Source organism: Streptomyces sp. NPDC046931 (assembly GCF_040644655.1).
Taxonomy (GTDB): domain Bacteria; phylum Actinomycetota; class Actinomycetes; order Streptomycetales; family Streptomycetaceae; genus Streptomyces.
On record NZ_JBEYWX010000025.1, the window covers coordinates 62,833 to 81,615 of the forward strand.

At 73.3% G+C, this 18,783-nt stretch carries 8 protein-coding genes; 5 read left to right on the forward strand and 3 right to left on the reverse strand.

Annotated elements, in window-relative coordinates; translation table 11 throughout:
• Window positions 1-83: 83 nt before the first annotated feature.
• From ABZ876_RS31690 to ABZ876_RS31700, 3 genes are read right to left on the reverse strand one after another with little or no spacing between them, the layout of a single operon-like run.
• A complete protein-coding gene (locus ABZ876_RS31690; protein WP_361788402.1) occupies window positions 84-2,687 on the reverse strand; it encodes a CHAT domain-containing tetratricopeptide repeat protein in 2,604 nt (867 codons plus the stop codon).
• Window positions 2,684-4,558, reverse strand: coding sequence for a caspase family protein (locus tag ABZ876_RS31695; RefSeq protein WP_361788404.1), 1,875 nt, complete (start codon window positions 4,556-4,558; stop codon window positions 2,684-2,686). The genes ABZ876_RS31690 and ABZ876_RS31695 overlap by 4 nt, the downstream gene beginning before the upstream one ends.
• A 1-nt stretch (window position 4,559) precedes the next feature.
• The gene (locus tag ABZ876_RS31700; protein ID WP_361788406.1) at window positions 4,560-8,300 is read right to left on the reverse strand and encodes a CHAT domain-containing protein; all 3,741 of its coding nucleotides are present in this window, start codon (window positions 8,298-8,300) and stop codon (window positions 4,560-4,562) included.
• Window positions 8,301-8,664: 364 nt separating this feature from the next.
• Between ABZ876_RS31700 and ABZ876_RS31705 the strand changes: the two genes are divergently transcribed.
• From ABZ876_RS31705 to ABZ876_RS31725, 5 genes are all read left to right on the forward strand, one after another.
• Entirely contained in the window at window positions 8,665-10,272 is a 1,608-nt protein-coding gene (locus tag ABZ876_RS31705; RefSeq protein WP_361788408.1) for a hypothetical protein, read from the forward strand.
• Window positions 10,273-10,298: 26 nt separating this feature from the next.
• A complete protein-coding gene (locus ABZ876_RS31710) occupies window positions 10,299-10,844 on the forward strand; it encodes a hypothetical protein (RefSeq protein ID WP_361788410.1) in 546 nt (181 codons plus the stop codon).
• Between the two features lie 108 nt (window positions 10,845-10,952).
• A complete protein-coding gene (locus tag ABZ876_RS31715; protein WP_361788412.1) occupies window positions 10,953-13,697 on the forward strand; it encodes a hypothetical protein in 2,745 nt (914 codons plus the stop codon).
• Window positions 13,698-13,699: 2 nt separating this feature from the next.
• Window positions 13,700-17,233 (forward strand): hypothetical protein, encoded by a 3,534-nt coding sequence (locus ABZ876_RS31720; RefSeq protein ID WP_361788414.1) that lies wholly within the window; start codon window positions 13,700-13,702, stop codon window positions 17,231-17,233.
• A 554-nt stretch (window positions 17,234-17,787) separates the two neighbouring features.
• Window positions 17,788-18,783 carry a hypothetical protein gene (locus ABZ876_RS31725; RefSeq protein ID WP_361788416.1) on the forward strand — a complete coding sequence of 332 codons (996 nt, stop codon included), beginning with the start codon at window positions 17,788-17,790 and terminating at the stop codon, window positions 18,781-18,783.

Genomic DNA, 18,783 nt, shown 5'->3' on the forward strand with positions numbered 1-18,783 from the left:
GGGACAGCACGGGGATCTGGCGGCCGTCGGCGGCTGCCGGGTCCCCGTCGCTCGTTCCTCCCGGGGCTCCGCCTCGCAGGAGCTCACCCCCGCGCCACCGGAGAGAGCCGGAGATCGGCGTTGCCCAGCAGGCTGAACCCCGCCCAGTCCTCCGGCCGTGGGTGACGCCGCCTGGTGTCGCGTACGGCTCGGCGCAGAGCCTCTCCCGTGGTCGTCCCCGTGACGAGGTACTGGTGGAACGCGGTCATCAGATCGGCCGTCGCCGTGTCGTCCACGGACCACAGGGAGACCACCACGGATTCCACCCCGGTGGCCAGGAAGGTACGGGCCAGGCCGAGGTTGCCCTCCGGTGAGGGCTTGCCCCAGCCGGTCTGACAGGCACTGAGCACGACGAGCGGGCAGTCCGAGAGGTCGAGCGGCTCGATGTGGCCGGCCCGCAGGTACGAGCCGTCCGCGCCGTCCCCGTGCGTCCCGCCGACCGGATCGGGCGTGCCGCTCGGGGCGAGGCAGAGCGCCCCCGGGATCCGCAGGACTTCCTCACAGGCGAGGGCGTGGGTCGCGAAGTGCGCGAACCGGGCCCGCGGCAGCCGGGCGAGAACGGCCTCGCGGGTGGCTTCCGCACCGAGGAGCGCGCGGGCTCCGTAGAGGTCGGCGACGTCCCGGGCCTCCCGTTCGGCCGCGGGCAGGGCCCGGAGGGCGGGCGCGGGCAGCCCGGGCATGAGAGGTTGCGTCGGCGGGTCGGGGTTTCCCACCACCAGGGCCTGGGACGATGAGACTTCGACGGGCCGGCTGCGCCCGGTGGCCCGAGGGCCCTGCCGGGTGGACGGCGCCACGGCCACGGTGTACCGGTCCACCAGCGGGGTGGAGTCCTTCAGGGGCAGCGCGTTGAACGGCAGGTGGTGCAGGAACCCGTCGGGTACGACCACCAGCCGCCGCGTCCCGGCTGCCGTCAGGTCGTCCTCGACCGGCCGCAGGAACGCGTCGGCGAGCAGGCGCAGTTGCGCGTCGGTGACCTGGTGGGAGTCGCGTTCGGCGAGCGGGCTGCTGTCGCGGGTGCTCGCGTCCGGGACCACGGTGCCCTGGGACAGGGCCCGCAGGAGCCGCTTCTCGGGGGGTTCGGCGGCGGCCCCGTCCGCACCGCCGCCGGAGGGGGCCGCGTCGGCCGCGACGGCGCTCGGCATCGCGGCGCGCACGGTGGCGAGGTCGACCTCGTGATGCCGCCGCGTGCCACCGGGTGCTATCACCCAGACATAGGCGGTGGTGGCGCCACTGCGGACGCTGGGGCGGGCGGGCCCGAGCAGGCTGTACACGAGCGTGACCGTGTTGTTCCGGGCGGCCTGCTCGGACAGTTCTCGCGCGGTCCGGGCCGCCGTCCTCGGCCCAGGGCTCGTGACGGGGCCGGAGGAGCACCCGGCGAGGAGCCGCTGTTCCAGCAGCAGGCCGCGGACCCGCTCCGCCGCCTCCAGCGCGCCGTCCGGGTCGCCGCCTGCGACCCGGCAGCGCTGGAGGGCCCGGTACACCTGGGCCTGTTCACCGAGCAGGTCGATGTGCTCGAGCTCGTTGCGGCTGGTGGCGCGTACCTGTTCCCACAGCGTGACCGCCTCCAGCAAACGGCGGTCGGCCTCGGCGTGCCTCCCGCGCACCTGCAGCATGGTCCCCAGGGTCAGCAGGGCGGAGGCGGCCATGTGCGGCCCCTGGCCGGCGTTCCGCGCGGCGTCCACGGCTCGCTCCGCCCAGGCGAGCGCCTCCTCCATGGCGTCCACCAGCGCATGGGCACCGGCGAGGTTGGCGGCGGAGGAGACGATGAAGAGTGCGTCGCCGCGCTCGACCGCCTCCGAGTGGTTGCGGCGCAGCAGATCGATCGCCTCGGCCGCCTTCTGCGGCTCGTCGCAGGAGAGCAGGCAGGTCGCGAGCCGTTCACGGGACTGCGCCAGTACCGCGACGTCCTGCCGGCCGACCGGGTCGGACAGCAGCGTCAGGGCCTCGCGTGCGTACGCGACCGCTTCCTCCCCGCGCAGTTCGCGCCGCAGCACGAGGGACCGGAAACCGAGGGCGGAGGCGAGCACCGTGGTGCGTTCTCGCCGGGTCGATGCCCGCGCGAGCCGCTCGGCCTCGGCAGCGCAGTCGCGGGCGGTGGCGTCGTCGCCCACCGTCGCGGCGGCGACGCCGAGGCTCACCAGTTCCTGGGCCACCTCCAGCCCTTGTCCGCCGGCTCGTGCGGTCTCGACGGCGCGGGTGAAAGCAGTCAGGGCGCCGCCGACCTGACCCTGGAGGAGCAGCGCCTGGCCGAGCCGGTGGAAGGCCTCGGCGGCGAAGTCGGCGTCCTTCCCGGCGGTCATGTCGTAGACCCGGCGGGCGACTTCCTCCCCGCCGGTGAGGTCACCGGTGCGGTAGCGGGATTCGGCCAGGGCCAGCAGGGCTCTGATCCGCGTCCTGCGTACCAGAGGGGTGCTGAGCACCGTGCCGTTCAGGAGGGCGAGGCTGCGCCTGCTGCAGTCCTCCTGCTCGGAGTAGCGGCCGAGCCGGCCGGCCATGCCCGCGGCGTCCTGCCAGCAGGCTGCGGCGAGCACCCGTTCGGGGTAGGCGCGGGCGGCTTCACGGTACAGGTCGTACGCCTCGGCCCACCGCTGCCGCTTGGCGCTGCGGTCGGCCTGGACCCGGCGCACCACCGGGGGCAGGCGGATCACGGGCGCTCGCCTTCCGGCTCCGGCAGCGCGTCCGCGTGCACCGTCTTCACGCGGTAGTGGAACTCCTCGCCCACCTCGAGCATCTGGTCGCGGGTGCCCTCCCAGACCTCCCGCAGCAGCGCGCTCAGGGTGGGACCGGCGGTGTGCGCGGACCGCTCGCGCGAGGCGAGACCGCTGAGGTCCATCGGGCGGTCGCCGACCAGGACGTGGATGGTCTCCGGCCGTGGACCCTGCTCGGGCACGTCGGACGGCCAGTAGATGGTGACGGGCGGGGTCGTGCGCGTGCCGCGGTGCTCGGCACCATGGGGTTCCAGGCGGTAGCCGCTGGGCTGGTCGTTGGTCACCAGCGAGGTGCGGCCGCTCAGCCCGACACCGATCACCCAGAAGTACAGCGGAACGCCGGAACGGTTGGTGACGGTGACCCGGTAGTGGTCACCGTGGTGGAGCCGCTCGCCGGCCGCGTGCAGTTCGCGCCAGTGCCCGCTCGTGGCGGGCTGCCGGGCCTCGATCAGGATGTCCGGGTCCGCCTCCAGGCGGCCCGGTCGCGGCGGGTCGCCAAGACGCCGTACGCGTTCGCCGCGGGCGAGTTCCTCCAGCAGCGCGATCAGCCCGGACGGACTGGCATGCGCCGCTTCGGACGGGTACCGGAAGGGCAGCCCCTCCGGGTTCAGGACCGCGCAGGTTCCGTCGTGTGCGCGGACGGTGGCGAAGGCATCCTGGGCGTCGTCGGTCTCCGCCAGCCGTGGGCAGCGGGCCAGTTCCTCACGGAGCGCGCCGGCGAGGGGGTCTTCGGCGTCGATGAGGACACGGCGGCGGTCGTGGACACGCACCGCGAGCGCGTGGGCGCCGGGGGGCAGCAGCGCGGTGCGCAGGTCACCGGCGGCAGGGCTCGCAAGGGCAGACGTCGCCGGGCGCAGCAGAGCGTCGCCGGCCCTCATCTCGTCCACGGTCGCGGGTACCGAGGTCCCGGTGCCGCCGTGCCGCGTACCGCTGCCGGGGAACACCATGCTGACCTGGTCCGCTACGCCCAGACCGAAGACGGCGCCGCCCGGTACGGCGAACCGGCCGTCGCGCCGCACCAGCGGGAGCCGTTCGGGCTCGGCGGGCTCGTCGAGGGAGAACGGCAGCCGCCCGGACGGCCCGCCCGCATCGGGCCACTGGCGTACCTGCTGCTGCTTGACGCGGTCGCGGACCCGGGCGATCAGCACCGACCACGGCACACGCGGGTGCCGGCGGGGGCGGAGGAACTCGGCCAGGGCCGCGGTGAAGACGCCCTGCCGTCCCTTGCCGGGGACGAGCTCCGCCTCGTACGCGGAACCGTGCTGCTGACATGCCGTCAGCCGGACCACGCCGGGGACGAGCGGGCCCCCGGGCCGCGCGAGTCGAGCCGCGCGGGCGAGTCCCGCGTCCCGGGCGACGGCGGGCAGCTCCACCGACTTCAGGGCCCACCGCCCCGACTCGTACGCCGCCTCCCGCACGGCGCCGCCGGAGTGGCAGGAGTCGAGGATCACGGTGAGGTTCGGCGTCCGCTCCCTGAGCGCCCGGACGGCGGCGGTGAGTTCCTCGGCCAGGTAACCGCGGAAGTCGGTGGGGGTGCTGTCGCCCATGTCGACGGGGACGAGGTACTGCAACTCGCCCAGGAGCGCGCCGTGCCCCGAGTAGTACACCACCACGCCGTCACCCGGCCGGGTGTCCGCCCGGAGCCGGTTCATCGCCTCGGTGATGCCCTCGTACGTGGCGTCGCCTTCCGTGCACGTCCGCAGGGTGGTGCAGCCGCGGGCACCGAGTGTCTCCGCCATCACCTCCACGTCGGTGTGCACACCGGTCAGGCCATAGGTCTGGGCGCCGATCAGCAGTGCTCGCAACGTCATCTCAGATCCCCACGTGGATGAAGGGCGCCCAGTGATACGGATGCCGGTCGTCTGCTTCCGTGTCCGGGCGCAGCGTGCCGCTGTCCCTGGCCGCTTCCCAGGAGCGGGCCCCGGCCGGCGCTCCGGGGCGGCTCCTCCCGGCCCGGCGGGCCAGCGTGCCGAACTCCTCGTCCCGTTCGGCGCGGGGGAGGTCGCGCACGGCGCGCTGGGCGCGTGCCAGCGCCGAGCCGACGGAGACGGCGGGGTCCTCCAGGAGGTACCGGTAGGTCCTCGTCATGACCAGGCAGCCCGTACGGTCGTGGACCGGCCAGAGTGAGACGACGGCATGCCGGGCCCCCGTGATCAGGGCGGCGCGGGTCAGTCCCAGAACGTCGCCGCCCGCCGTGGCGGTGCCGCGTCCGGTGTCGCAGGCGGAGAGCACCAGCAGTTGCGGCTCGTGGGCGGCGCGCAGGAGGTCGGCGATGCCGAGGACGTCGTCACCGGCGAGGGACAGCCGACCGCGGTTGGGGGCGAGTTCGTCGACGAGGCCATGGGTGGCGAGGTGCAGCACCTGGCAGTCGGGGGCGGCCTCCAGCACACGGTCCCGGGTTGCCTGCGTCGCGGTCAGGAGCCGGTGGCGGGGCAGCAGCCGGGCGAGTTCCGCGGTCTCGGCGACGGTGCCCGGCAGTGCCCGCAGCCCGTGGCGGGGGTCGGTGGCGGGACCGCCGATCAGCAGCGCGTTCAGCTCCGGCCACGGCCTGTCCGGCGTGCGGCGCAGACGGGGGAGCAGGGAGGCCGAAGGGAGGTAGGACACCTCGTGGCCGGCGCCGAGGACGTCCCCGTCCCAGGGAAGGGCGTGGAAGGGCAGCAACGAGAGCATGGCCGGGGGAACCACCAGCACGCGCCTGTGGTCGCGCAGGAGCGCGGCGAAGGGGCGCAGCAGCAGATCGGCCAGTTCCCGTCCGTCGGCCTCGCCGTCGCGCCCGCCATCCGCCGAGGAACACCAGCTGTGGAACCGGCGCACGGCCGCCACCATGGACTGCGCCCACCGGGTCCGGCGGTCGCTCACCAGTGTCCCGCGGGTCATCGCCCAACCGACCAGGGTGTCGTCGAAGAGGTGGTACGCGAGGAGGACGGTACCGGAGGGCAGGGACCCGGCCACGGCCGCGGCGCCCGGCAGCGCGCCCCTGCCCGACGCGGTGAGCGCGGCCGGGACGAGCCTGCGCACCTGCGCCTCGGCGGCGTCCAGGGCGCGCTCGGCGTCCTGGATGCGCACGCGTCGGTCTTCCCGTGGCGCCCGGTCCGTGCCGGCCCGTGCGCGGGCTGTGCCCGCCGCTGCCGGACGGGGCCCGGGCGGGAACTCCCGGCCGCCCAGGCGGGCCGCGTGGTCCTCGAACTCCGCGGACCAGTGGACCTCCGCACCCAGCCAGTCCTTGACGGCGGCGCGGGCGGCCCGGTCCGGGCCGGCGGTGTCGAGCGCGTGGAGCGCGTGCAGGAATCCGGCCCGGCCCCGCTCCGCCTGGGCGAAGGCGGCGGCCACCGCGCCGGGTCCGCCGGCGCCGAGGGCCGAGAGCACCGCCACGTGGTACAGGCCGGCGACCACCGGATCGTCGGCGAAGGAAGCACGCAGTGCGTCGCGGGCCAGCCTGACCTGGTGCGCCTCGTAGGCGTCGAGCCCCTGCCGGGCGTGGTCGGCGGCCGGGCCGTACGATCCCCTGGCCAGGGCCAGGTCCGCCCGGATCGCCGCCCGTTCCCAGGGGAGATCCTGGTCTCCGGCGCCGGCGGTGGGGCCGGCGTCGATGAACGGCACGTGGGCAGCGGCGCGTTCGGGGCGGTGCAGCCGCAGCCAGAGAGCGGCTGCCTGGACGGCGGAGAGGCGTGATTCGACCGCCTCCATCTCGGCTCGGGCGCGGGACCATTCGCGCAGGTCGACATGGGCCGCGCAGCGCAGTACGCACCGGAACGTCTCGTCCGGGATCCGCTCGGCCTCGCCCAGGGCTCGCCGCGCGAGGCGGTCGGCCTCCTCCTCCAGGCCGGCCGCGCGGGACCGACGGGAGCGGAACAGCGTCTCCTGCGCGGCGCAGGACGCGAGGTCGGAGGCAAGCACGCCGAGGACCTCGTTCACGGGCTCGACGTCGGCCAGGAATTCGGTGCCGATACGCAGCGCGAGCTCGATGCGGGCGCGGGAGGCGGCCACCACATCGGGGTCCCGCAGCGCGGACGCCTGATCGTGGAGGATCTTGGCGGCCTGGATGAGGCCGAGACAGTCCGCGAGGGCGGGCGGCTCGCCCCGTTCGCTGCTGCGCACAACGCTCTGGAGGCGGTCCTGCTGCTCCAGGTCGGTCAGCACGATGCCCGCCAGGCGGTGCCGGGCCCGCACGTAGACCCTCGGGGCGGGGAGGCCTCCTGCGACCGCCGGCCGTGCGTTCGCCCCACCGTCGCTCCCCTCGGGCCCCGGGCAGAGCCGCTCAGCGAGAAGGGCGGCCCGCTTGGCGCGGACGACGTCCCCCTGCCCGCCCCAGAACTCGGACCGGTCCAGGACGAGTTGCCGCAGACCCCGCAGCCATGACGTGCTGCCGGCCGTCGCGGCCCAGGCGACCACCTCCTCGGCGGCCTCGGTCTCCGGCTCGACCGCCCGGTCGGCGCGCCCCCAAGACGGGACGCCGGCCTGGATCAGGTCGAGCGCCTGATGGACACGGAGCAGCGCGGCACAGGCGCCGTCGCCGGCCGCCACCGCCAGTTCCCTCGCCCGCTCGACGGTCTCCCCGCATGCCTCCAGGCCGCCGCGCAGCCGCTCGACATGGGCGAGGCGCAGGAGCGCCGCGGCGCGGCCACGCCGCGAGAGCGCGGCCCGGTACGCCGCGTCCGCCCGCTGGTAGTGCTCCTGTGCCCGGGTCAGTGCCCGTGGGTCCGGCGCGGCGGCCGGGAGGGCGCATCGCTCGGCGGTTCCCGGTGTGCCCAGCTCCCAGTCACCGGCGAGCAGCGCGGCCAGGCCGGCGGTCGCCTGGCTCCCGGTGGCGAACCGCCTTCCGTGCCGCAGCAGCGGCTGGGCCGCCCGCGGGTCGCCGGCGCGGACGCGGAGGTCCGCGGCGAGCAGCAGATGACAGGCCGCGGCCTCCTCGTGACGCGAGGCGGCGATCTCTTCGTACAGGCCGTCGAACCAGGCGAGCGGCTCCCTGAGCCCGGCCGAGAGGTCTTGATGGTCCCAGTCGGCACGCGCCCCGTACGCGGCGGCTCGCTCCTGGGCCGCCGACGCGCTCATGGCGAGTCCCAAAGTCGTACGGGAGGAGAGGAGCACCGGGACGACGCGTCCCGCGAGGTGGGCGCAGAGCCTGTGCCCCGGGTCGGTGACCGACGCGACGGCTGCCTCGAACCCCGCTCCGGCGGCGAACTGGGCCTGCTGCGCGGCGGGCGGAAGGCGAACCGGCGAGCCGCCCGGCTGCCAGGCGCCGTCCATGGCGATCGCCGCGGTCCGCAGTGCCCGCGAGAGCGGGGAAGGACAGGATGATGCGAGGCCGACGGCGTCCGGTGGCGGCTCGTCGAGGAGGGCCAGTGCCGTCTTGGGCTCACCCGCGGCCAGTGCGGCCGCCGGGGCCAGCCAGGGATCCTGCCGTGCGGCGTTCGCCGCCCCCGCCGGCTCGCCGGGCGGGCCGGCGCCGGGATCGGTTCCGCGCTGCTCCAGGAGCAGGAGTCCCGTCAGCCGTGCCAGGTTCTCCCCGTCCGCTCCGGCCCCGCCACCATCGTCCTTCGTGGGTGTGGTCATGGCTCTCCCTCCCCTGCGCGCCGTCCCCACGGAACGCCGGTTGACGACCGTAGCCGCCATTTCCCGGACCGGACCATGCCTGTGAGTTCGGCTGGCCGTCCCCGACCTATCTCGATCGACAGAACAGTCAAACAGCGACACTTTCAAAAACAATTCAGAAACTGAACGCGTCTATTTCTGGCAGTAGTTGTCGCGCCTGTCACCTGCGGAATCTTCCGCCTCCCGGAGTCCCGGCCTTCGGGCAGCGGCGCACCACACTGGATACCGCAAGCCCCCCGGAACCAATTCCGCAATACGACTGGTTGTCCGCCGCTGTTCAGTGGCATATTTCAGGCCTATTCCAGGCGCGGCCGGGGGGAGCAGCATGGGGTGGCTGGAGACATGGGGGAGATCACGGGCGCGCCGGCGCAGGCACGACGCCCTGGCCCACGAGGGGAGCGCCACACCCAGGCCCACGCATCACGAACCCGAACGCCTCGCCGCCGAGCTGCGTCTCCTGGCCGGCCATCCGCGCTGCGCGGCGCACGCGACGGCCCTGACCCGGCTGGCGGACGCGGTGCAGTCGGGCAGCGAGGACGAACTGCGCCCGTGGGCGGGCGGCGGACTGGTGACCGCGTACTGCGGGCCCCACGCCCTCTCCGTTCCGCCCTCGGCCGGGACCGGCCGAGGCCGGCGGTTGCTGTCGGCGCTGCCTTCCGTGCTCGTCTTCGCCCCCCTGCTGGTCACCTGGGCGGGGCTCGGAGCAGCGGCCTACGCGTACCGGCGGATGCGGGACCCGGGAGCCACCGGGCAGGGCGGGACAGCTCCGTCCGGCTCCTTCCTGACCCTGTGGCAGCAGGGCTTCGACGGCCACCTCTGGCCCGTCCTGCGCTTCGACACGATGGTCGTCTACACCGTCGTCGCTCTGCTGGCGCTGATGGGCACGACCGTCCTGGGCCGCCTCAGGGAAACGGCGGAGGAGACCGAGCGACAGGGGCTCGTCTCCCGCCTCTCCGCGGCACTCGTCCAGGTCGAGGCGCTGGCCGTGCGCACCGCGCAGGCCTCCCCCGCGCGTTTCGCCGAGGAGCTCCAGGGCGCCGCCTCGGGTTTGCGGGATCTGCTGTCCGAGGCGACCCGGGTCCAGGAGCGCGCACATGACCTGCTGAGCGGGGCCAGCACGGCCACGGAGCACCATCTGGCGGCCGTCAAGGCCCTGGAGTCGGCCGTCGCCGAGCTGCGGGCCGGCGCCACGGACGTCCGGACGTCCGCCGGCTCTGCCACCCGGGCAGCCGACGAGGTCGCGGCCGGTACCCGCCGGCTGACCGAGGAACTGGCCAGGTCGGGCGCCGCGATGGCGGAGGGCGTGGACAAGGCGGGCCGGCTCACCGCGGAGCGAATAGGTGCTGCCGGCGAGTTGGCCGCCGTACGGATCGGTTCCGCCGGGGAGCTGACCGCCGAACGGATCGACAGCGCCGCGTCCGAGGCTCAGGAGCGGCACCGGGCGGCCGGCGAACGCGCCTCGGAGTGGATGCGCCAAGCCGTACGGGAAGTGACAGCGGCCCTCGCCGACGTACGGGCCTCGACGGCCGAGTCCACCCAGGTCCTCGCCGCCACGCGGGACGGTCTCCACGGCACGCTGACGGGCCTTCCGGCGGCCCTCGAAAGGGCGGCCGCCGAGGGCGCCGAACGCATCGGCGACGCCTACGACCTGGCGGTGGCGGCCCTGGCCGTCTCCCTGCGCGACGAGGTCCGCACGGTCACGGGCGAACTGGCCACCCGCATCGAGGAGATGCGGGAAGCGGCCCTCGCCCACCGGGAGGACAAGAACGAGGCGCGTGACCGGCTGTCGGAGACCGTCGAGCAGGTGCACGGCGCCCTGCGGATTCTCGTGGACGCACTGCCCGCGACCTCCTCCACCGGGCCGGCGGCGCGGGCGCCCTCCCCACCGCGGGAACCGCGTGCTCCCCAGCCGGTCGCAGAGGTCGACGGATGAGGCCGCCGAGGATGACGGGGGCGCACATGGCAGGGTGGCTCTTCGCCGATCTGCTGCTGGTCATGGTGGTCGTCCTCCTGGGCGGTGAGACGACGGACGGGGCCGACCCGCGCCCGCCCTGCGCCGCGGCGGGCCCCAGCTGCATACCGTCGCCCTCCGAGCCGACGCTCCCCGGCCCCTCCACCTCCGCATCGGTCGGTCCGCCGCCGAGTGGCGGGCTCGACCCCCACACCCGGTCGATCACGGTGCGCACGGACCCCGAGGCGTTCATGGGCGGCTCCGCCCGGGCCGCCGCGAGCGTCCGCAGGCAAGTCGCCCACCAGACAGAGAAGTTCCGGGGCAAGCGGGCGGCCTTCGTGATGGTCTTCGGCAACGCCGGCCGGCTCCCGGGCGGCGCGGTCGACACCGGGACCAGTACGGCCTTCGCCGAAGCCGTCGCCCGGCTCCTGCCCTCCGCGGCGCCGGAGTTCTTCCCGCAGTACCACAAAGAGATCATTCGCGGCTACCACAACACCGACCCGGGCATCCCGTCCGGCACCGCGGAGATCGAGTTGTTCTTCCTCCTGCACTGAACGGTCGTCAGGTCGGCCGATCGACCCACCGGCAAACCAGCTCACCGACTCACCGACAAACCGACCCGTCCTCAGATCCTCGCTCACCGCACTCACCGCGGAGTCGCCGTGTCCCACACATCCGCCTCAGCCGCCACCAGCCCAGCGGCTTCGCCCACCGCTCTGGCCGATCTGCGCCGGTACGCCGAAGACGCCCAGGCCATGCTCCAGGACCAGGAGATACCCGACACCCCGGAGTGCCACGCGGCCCGGGCGCGCGTCGCGGAGACCGCCCAGGAGCTGCTGGACCGGGTCGACTCACCCGTCACCATCGGCGTCGTCGGGGAGTACAGCGTCGGCAAGTCCCTCCTCCTCGGCACCCTCCTCGGCTGTCCCGATCTGCTGCCGGTCGAGGAACGCCCCACCACCGGCAACATCACCGTGCTGTCCCTGACCGCGGGCGAGCCCGGCAGCCCCACGCGGGCAGCCGACACCACCGAGATCCGCTATCTGAGCGAAGCCCAGCTGAGCCGCTGCGTCGAGGACATCCTCTCCACGCTCATCACCAAACTCGACCGCAGACACCCGACCCTGGGCGCCGGTGCCGCGCTCGCGGGATACGACCCGGTGACCGACCCGCGCGGCTGGGCGCCGTTCGACAGCTGGTACCCCTGCCTGTGGCCGGCGCCCGCCGGCGCCTCCCCGCCCCCGGTACCGCCCGAGCTCATCGATGACGCCCACCGGGACACCGTGGTCGAGCTGTGCCGGATCCGGGACGCCCTGCTCAGCCAGCGTGGCCAGTACAGCGTGCTGGGGCACCGGGCGCTCGTCGCCCGGAAGATCGTGAACGAGGCGCTGAAACTGCCCCCGGCCAAGGTCACGCCCAAGACGCCGCCCAGACTCACCCTTCAGCCCTTCAACAGCGAGAACATCGAGAGCGACAAGGACGCGCTCAGCCGCAGCTTCCCGCTGATCGAGCGCGTGGTGCAGAAGGTCACCGTCTCGCCGGACCACTGGGCCCTCGGCGGTCTGCTGACCGAACACCCGGTCCAGCTGCTCGACTTCCCCGGCATCGGCGCCGCCGGCTCGTACGGCCGGGACAAGTCCCTGAGCCGGCGCGCCCTGGTCGACGTGCACACCATCCTGCTGGTCGTCCTGTCCTCCCGCCCCGAGTCCAAGGGCGCGTCGGAATTCTGGGACATGCTGCTGGAGGACGGCCGCAGTGCCGAAGCCCTGGGGCAGGCGGCGCTGGTCGCCGCCAACGTCTTCGACCGGACGCATCTTCCGTCGCTCACGGCCGTCCCCGGCACCGCTCTGCCCGTGACCGAACTGCTGCGGCACGCCGACGAGCTCAACGGAATCCACGTCTACGGCAGCAAGTTCGTCCGGGGACGCCAGGACGGCATCGTGGTGACCTCGGCGGTACCCGCGATCCGCGCCTACGAGCTGTCGTACACCCGCCTCTCCGACGAGACCCGCGAGCGGGTACGCGCCGCCATGGGCAAGCTGCCCCCGCCCGGAGAGCGCCCGTGGGAACCGATCGCGGCCCGGCTGGAGAGCGCCGACCCCGGCAACCCGTGGACGCCGCGCCTGCGGGCCTACGACCAGGACGGCGGGATCGGCCATCTGCGCCATGTGATCGAGGACCACGTACGCAGGAACGGCGTGGGGCAGAAGCTGGAGCGCGCCGAGCGTTCCCGGCGGAAGCTGGACGCCGCACTGCTCACCCTGCGGCGCCAGGTGTACCGCGCCGCGGCGGGCGGGAACGCCGCGTACCGCGAGATCGCGGAGACCTTCGCCGAGCTGCGCTTCCTGCTGGACAAGCGGGTACGCCCGGCGCTGCACGCGCTGCGCCGCCCCGACCGGCTCCGCGGGGGCGGTCTCGAGACGCCGGTGTACGGCGAGGGCGAGGGCGCCACGGCACCGGCCGCGCCGCCGGGTCTGGCGGAGACGGCGGCCGCCGTGCACCGGGCCGTCTTCCAGTGGAAGGAGTGGCACCATCTGCTGGAACGGGCCGAGCGGGACCCGCAGCACCTGGTCACCAAGAGCGGGCCGCCCACGTCCGAGTCGGACATGTTCGACGACTATCCCGGCTTCGGCGACGCGACCGATGCCGGAGGTGCCGACGGGATCCTCGGTGACGGCGATCCGGTGGAGGACTCCTCCGATGCCTTCATCGAGCATTTCCAGCACACCGTGGAGGAGTGGGGGAGCAACGGCAGGGCGGCGCTGCGGGAATGGTGCCAGGACTGGGCCGCGCACTGGCAAGCGGAGTTCGCACCGCTGCGCGAGTGGTTCGCGGACCCGGGGACGAGCCCGCTGCTGATCGAGCTGTACTCCCGGCGCCGCGGCGGAACGGCGAAGGCCCGACGCCAGCTGGGTGATCTGTGGACCTGCCTCAACCCCGAGAAGGCCATCGAGAAGATCATGCCCGCGCTGGACCACCGGAAGTGGGACAAGGCGGAGCTGGAGGGTCACTTCCCGGCCCGGCCGCACCACGCCCTGGCCTGGCACCACCTGATGCGGGACCTGGAGGAGCACATCGAGGAGCGGGAACGGCACCCCCTGCGGATCGTCGAACTGCGCCAGCACACGGCTGTCGCCGCGGCCCGGGCCGTCACCGACCTTCTGGACGAACTGCTCGGCGCGGTCACCGACAAGCTCGTTCCGCTGTACGACCTGGCGTCGGCGGCGCTGCTCGACGAAAGCGACATCGTGCCGCCCCGGCAGGAGCCGCCGGACGACGGCCACGGCAGCCCGTTCCCATACCACGGGCCGAACGGCGACTCGCCGGACGACCATGAGGACGGCGCCCAGCCCCCGCACGACGAGCAGCCCATCGACCGTCTCATCAGCACCTGGAGCGTCGACTGACCATGAGCGCACTCGAGATCACCTTTCGCGTCCCCGATCCGGCCGGGATCCCGGCCGAAGCCTCGGCCCCTGGCGGGGTCGTCGCACTCGGCCGCCGGCACTTCCGCGTCTACGCCGGCCAGTCGGGCTTCCCGCTGCCGGAGGTGCTGGTGGAGCGCGAGCCCGGCAGCCCCGGCTATGTCACCGTCCATCTGCCGCCGCGTGTCGACGTCCGTGCCGAGCCCGGCGTGCTCATACCGGCACAGCTGGCCCACGCCCTGGAGACCATCTGGGTGCCCCAGGACTACACCGCCGCGAGCGTCGACGGGCCCCGCATCCTCTCCCTGGACTCCCGGCTGCCGGTGAGTCTGGTGTACGGAGATCCGCGCACGGCCGACGTCTTCGGCTCCGGCCACCCCACCGACGTGCGCGTCGACGTCCAATGGTCTCTCGAGTACACGGGATCGGCCGGCGCCGACACCGCGTCCGGCAGCGTCACGCTGGAGTTCGCCCCGCTCGGTGAGCAGCCGCCTGCTGCGTCCCGAGATGGGTTCGGGGAGGGGCCCGGACTCGCATCCGACGAGGACGAGTTCCTCAGGCTGCGTCCGCCGCAGCCCACCGGGGAGAACCTCCAGCAGTTCGTCGCGGTCGACCTCGGTTCCACCGCGTCGACCGCGACGCTGTGGGACCTCGGCGCCATCACCCAACGGCAGGTGGACCCCGGCCAGACGACGGCCTTGGCCCAGCTGCTGGGTGAACTCCTGAGCCCGGCCGCGGACGCCCCTCCCGAGTGGCGCAAGGCCGTGGAGGCGATCACCGCCGGAGAGGTGGTGCTGGGCCGCCGGGGCGGGCTGCGGATCACTGGGCGGCAGGCCCTGTCCCGGCTGGACGACGCAGACGTCGTCGACGCCCTGATGGTGAAGGTGGAGCAGAGCCTGCACCAGGACGGCCGGCCGGCGCTGCGGGACTGGCTGGTGCCCCGCCTCTTCGAGGGCTACGCCCGCGTCATGAACACCCCGGCGCTCGACCGGCACAAGCTGCGGCCCGTGGACTACCCCGACATCAACGGCGAGCGCACCACCGCACCGGCGAGCGCGCTGATCGAGCGGGCGCCGGTGAGCGACGGCGGACTTCCATCCGGGTCGCTGCCGGGTCCGAACGGGCCCACTGGCACCCTCAACGCCATGCTGCCCGAGGACCGGCGCTTCGAACTGCCCGGTAAGTCCCCGGCCGAGCCTGCCGCGGACGCGGCCATGATCACCGGCATCAAGCGGGCCGTGCTCCAACGGCAGCCGCCGGCCGTCAACGGTTCCGACATGAGCGCCGTCCACCTCGCCCAGCACCTGTATCTGCGACTGGTGGAACGGGCCGAGGATCTCATGCACCGCCGGCCGGGCCATGAACGCCCCACCGTACGCACCGCCGTGATCACCTACCCCACGACCATCCTCCCGGAGATCAAACAGCGGCTGGAGAAGCTCGTACGCTCCGGCCTCGGCATTCCCCAGGTGGTCATGGACTACGACGAGGGGCTGGCCGCCTGTCTGTTCTTCGTCATGCGGGAGCTCTCCGACAACCAGAACCTCGGGCTGGAGGCCCTGCGCGCGCAGTCGCGTCATGTCAGTGACGACCCGCCGACCTGGCACCGCATCCTGCTGGCCATCGACATCGGCGGCTGTACGACCGACATCGCACTGCTGCGGCTGGCCCTGGTAGACACTACGCCGTCCCTGACGCAGGAACAGGAATTCGTCTCCGGCCGCGACTACCGGCTCGAACCGCAGCTCCTCGGCTCCACCGGGCACGGGCAGCTGGGCGGGGATCTGCTGACGCTCCAGGTCTTCTACTGGATCAAGGCATGCCTGGTGGACCAGCTGAGGTCCGGGCCGGCGTCCTCGGCCACGGGCTCGGGGGCATCCGGTGACCGCGAGGAGCGCACGCTTTCCACCAGGGTCGCCGAGCAGGCCTCGGAGATGCTCCGGACGATCGTCGCCCCGGACGTGCGGCGGGACCTCGAGCACTTCCTGCCGACCCGCTGGGACGGCATCCAGGACGAGGAGGAGCGCACCCGCCGACGGGAGCGGTTCGACCTGCTGTGGCAGCTGGCCGAGTCGAAGAAGCGCAGACTCGGTGCGGGCGAGGACGACAGTACGTCACCGGACGCCACCATCGAGGAGGTGCACGTCATACAGATCCTCAACCACGGTTCCCACCGGCTCGGCACCGCGAAGGAGGTCACTCTCGACCCGGCCGAATTCCGTACGCTGATCGAACCGGTGCTCCGGCGGGCCGCGGAGATGGGCGCGGATCTCGTCCGCACGGTCTTCACCCGGATCCACGAGGACAACGCCAAGCGGATCGCCAAGGGCCTGCAACCGCAGCCCGTACCGGTGCTGGACCAAGTGGTGCTCTCCGGGCGGAGCAGCGCCCTGGAGCAGGTGGGGCAGACCGTGGTCGGTGTTCTCACCCACGCCGACGCCGGTTCCCAGGTGCGGCTCGGCTGGAACCCCACCGCGCTGTCCGTCGAGAAGGGTTCCGTCGCCAAACAGGCGACGTCGATCGGCGCCGCCTGGGCGCATTCCACACAGGCGCTCGCGGGTCAGCTGGCGATGAGGAACCGGTTGTCCGCCACCGACCCGGTGATCCGCCTGAGCGAGCTGGACATCCAGACGCGGGGGCTCTTCTCCAGCCTGCCCGGCGATTTCGGTACCGTCGCGGCGGGCGAGGCCAGGGTGCTCACCGTGCTGCGGGCAGGGACGCCGTTCGCCGAGCTCGACGCGCGTGGCCGCCGCGGGGTCCGTACCGGCTGGAAGCCGCTGACGGAGGTGGTGATGCTGCACCGGGCCACGTCCTCGAAGGACCACATCCAGTGGGGCAGCTTCAACCTGGTGCTGTCCGCCGGTGCGGAGTCGCTGACCGAGCCACTGCACGAGGTGTGGCGCAGGAAGGACGGCACCGGTGTCAACTACCAGCTGGAGATGGATCAGCAGCTCTTCCCTTACATCCTGCTGTGCCGGGGCATGCCCCATCTGCTGGTGAACGGCCAGCCCCTGGAGCTGGACGGCGCCCGGCAGGGCTTGTCCTTCGACGCCGCGCTGCACACGTTCTCGCTGCCGGGCAGCATCTGCGTGTCGCTGGGGGAACCGCACACGGGCAAGCCGGACCTGGTGGAGGTGTTCCCGGCGCCCGGGTCCGAGGAGACGTATCTGAACGAGTTCTTCCACGACTCCACCGACTCGGAACAGCAGCCGGTGCCCGGCCGGGCGGCGCTCCTCGAAGCACCACCCGTGCACGGGGCGTACCACTTCTATCTGGTACGCGAGGGGACGGGCGAACCGGAGGACCTCGGCCGGCTCCCCGCCCCGGGCCTGGCCGACCACTGGGCCACCCTGGACGCCCACGGACGGCTGCGGGTCCATCGCGGCGCCGTCCCGTATCTGCCCGCAGAGACCCTGCGGGAGGTGGAGCAGCGCCCCGGCCGGGTACTGCGCCGGCCCATGAGCAGCGGCCTGACAGAGTTCAACGAGTACTGGGACCCCTCGACCGGGAGGCACTGATGGGGGAGATCACCGCCGCGTCAGCCGATCCGCACGCAGGGCCGTCCGCCGCCGTGGCGCACTGGAACGCGTTCGCGAGGGCCGTGGCCGACGTCCTGGATTCAGGGCCGTCGGCGAGCCGGCGGACGGTGCTGCACGCCCTTCATGCGTGCCACAGGGAACTGAAAACCGTGGATCCTCTCCACCCCTACGAGGGGGATGCCGCAGAGACGATCACGCGCGTCATGGAGGCGACTTTCGCGCTGGGCTTCGCCATCAGGGCGGGACAGGCGGCGCCCGGGACGGTGACGAGTGAGCCGGTGACGGCCGAGGCCGCAGCATGTGCCCGGGCCGAACCCGGACACGGCACGGGGCCCGGAGCCGGACGGACCGCCGCCACCCGATCCGAGCGTGGCACTGCGGCGGGCGCCGAACAGGATCCGCCGACGGAGCCGGAACCTCGACCGGGGCGGGTCCCGGCGAATGAGCCGGACCCGACACCAGACCCGGAACCGCAATCCGGGCCAGAACCGGGGCCTGACCCCGTAGCCCGGTTTGCGGAGCGTCTGGGCGAGTTGTGTGCGGCGCTCGGCGACAAACACGCCAGGCGTCTCAGCGGATGGCGGCACGCCCGGCCCAAGGACCGTCCGCAGGCGGCAGATCATCAGCAGGCCGCGGCGGTCTGGACGGCGCTGCACATGGCCCTGCTCCGGCTGCCGGACGCCGACCGCCGGCTCTGGCAGGAGAAGGCGGCGCAGGCCGCGCAGGAGTACCTCGGCGGACCGCCGCCCGGCTGGGAGGACCCGGCCGTCATCGTGCCCGCCCTGCCCGCCCCCGAGGGCCCCGGTGGACCCGACGGGTGCGGCGGCATCCCCCGGGCGGTCACCGTGCCCCTGGACCTCAGCGACGCCGAGGCCCTCAGGCAAGCCGCGGCAGCCGCGCCCCCCGAGGTTCTGGAGGCGGTCGATGTGGTCAGCGTCGATTCCCTCGGCCCCGACGACCTCCGCCTGCTGTGGGCCGCGCGGGCGGGGCAGATTCTGCGGCTCGCCGAACTCGACCGCGAACTGCTGCACGCCATCAGCCATCCACTCAACTATCCCCGCACCAGTCGCCTCCCGCTCGTGGAGGAGAAGGATCAGAAGAATTTCAAGACCAGGCTGCTGACCCATCTGGCCACCGCCGCCCAAGCGCACCGCGACAAGCGCGACGGGAAGACCCAGCTGGGCACCGCCCGTGAACTGGACGGCGTGCTGGGCGGGCTGCTGCACTGGCCGACTGCCGCCCCGGGCAGCTGGTGGTGGCGGTGGCGCAAGGAGGTGTCGCTCATCCTCGAACCGCTGGCCCGTGCGGTGGACCACGAAGTCGTCTACGACCTGACCTCGGAATGGCAGAAGCCCGATCTCGACAGCTGCACCGAGACCCCCTTGAACCTCGGTGGCGCGCTGGAACTGGACGAGCGGCTGGTGCAGTGGGTGTTCCTGACGCCCCTGCGCCCAACCGGTGCGACCGAGCCGCGGACCACCTACCCCGGCAGGGTGGTACGGCGGCCCGACGACCCGGCCGACACGTGA

What these genes read in the sequence shown, in the direction of transcription:
- ABZ876_RS31695 (WP_361788404.1), bottom strand. Translation starts at nt 4,558, where the DNA reads ATGACGTTGCGAGCACTGCTGATCGGCGCCCAGACCTATGGCCTGACC.
- ABZ876_RS31700 (WP_361788406.1), bottom strand. Translation starts at nt 8,300, where the DNA reads ATGACCACACCCACGAAGGACGATGGTGGCGGGGCCGGAGCGGACGGG.
- ABZ876_RS31705 (WP_361788408.1), top strand. Translation starts at nt 8,665, where the DNA reads ATGGGGTGGCTGGAGACATGGGGGAGATCACGGGCGCGCCGGCGCAGG.
- ABZ876_RS31710 (WP_361788410.1), top strand. Translation starts at nt 10,299, where the DNA reads ATGGCAGGGTGGCTCTTCGCCGATCTGCTGCTGGTCATGGTGGTCGTC.
- ABZ876_RS31720 (WP_361788414.1), top strand. Translation starts at nt 13,700, where the DNA reads ATGAGCGCACTCGAGATCACCTTTCGCGTCCCCGATCCGGCCGGGATC.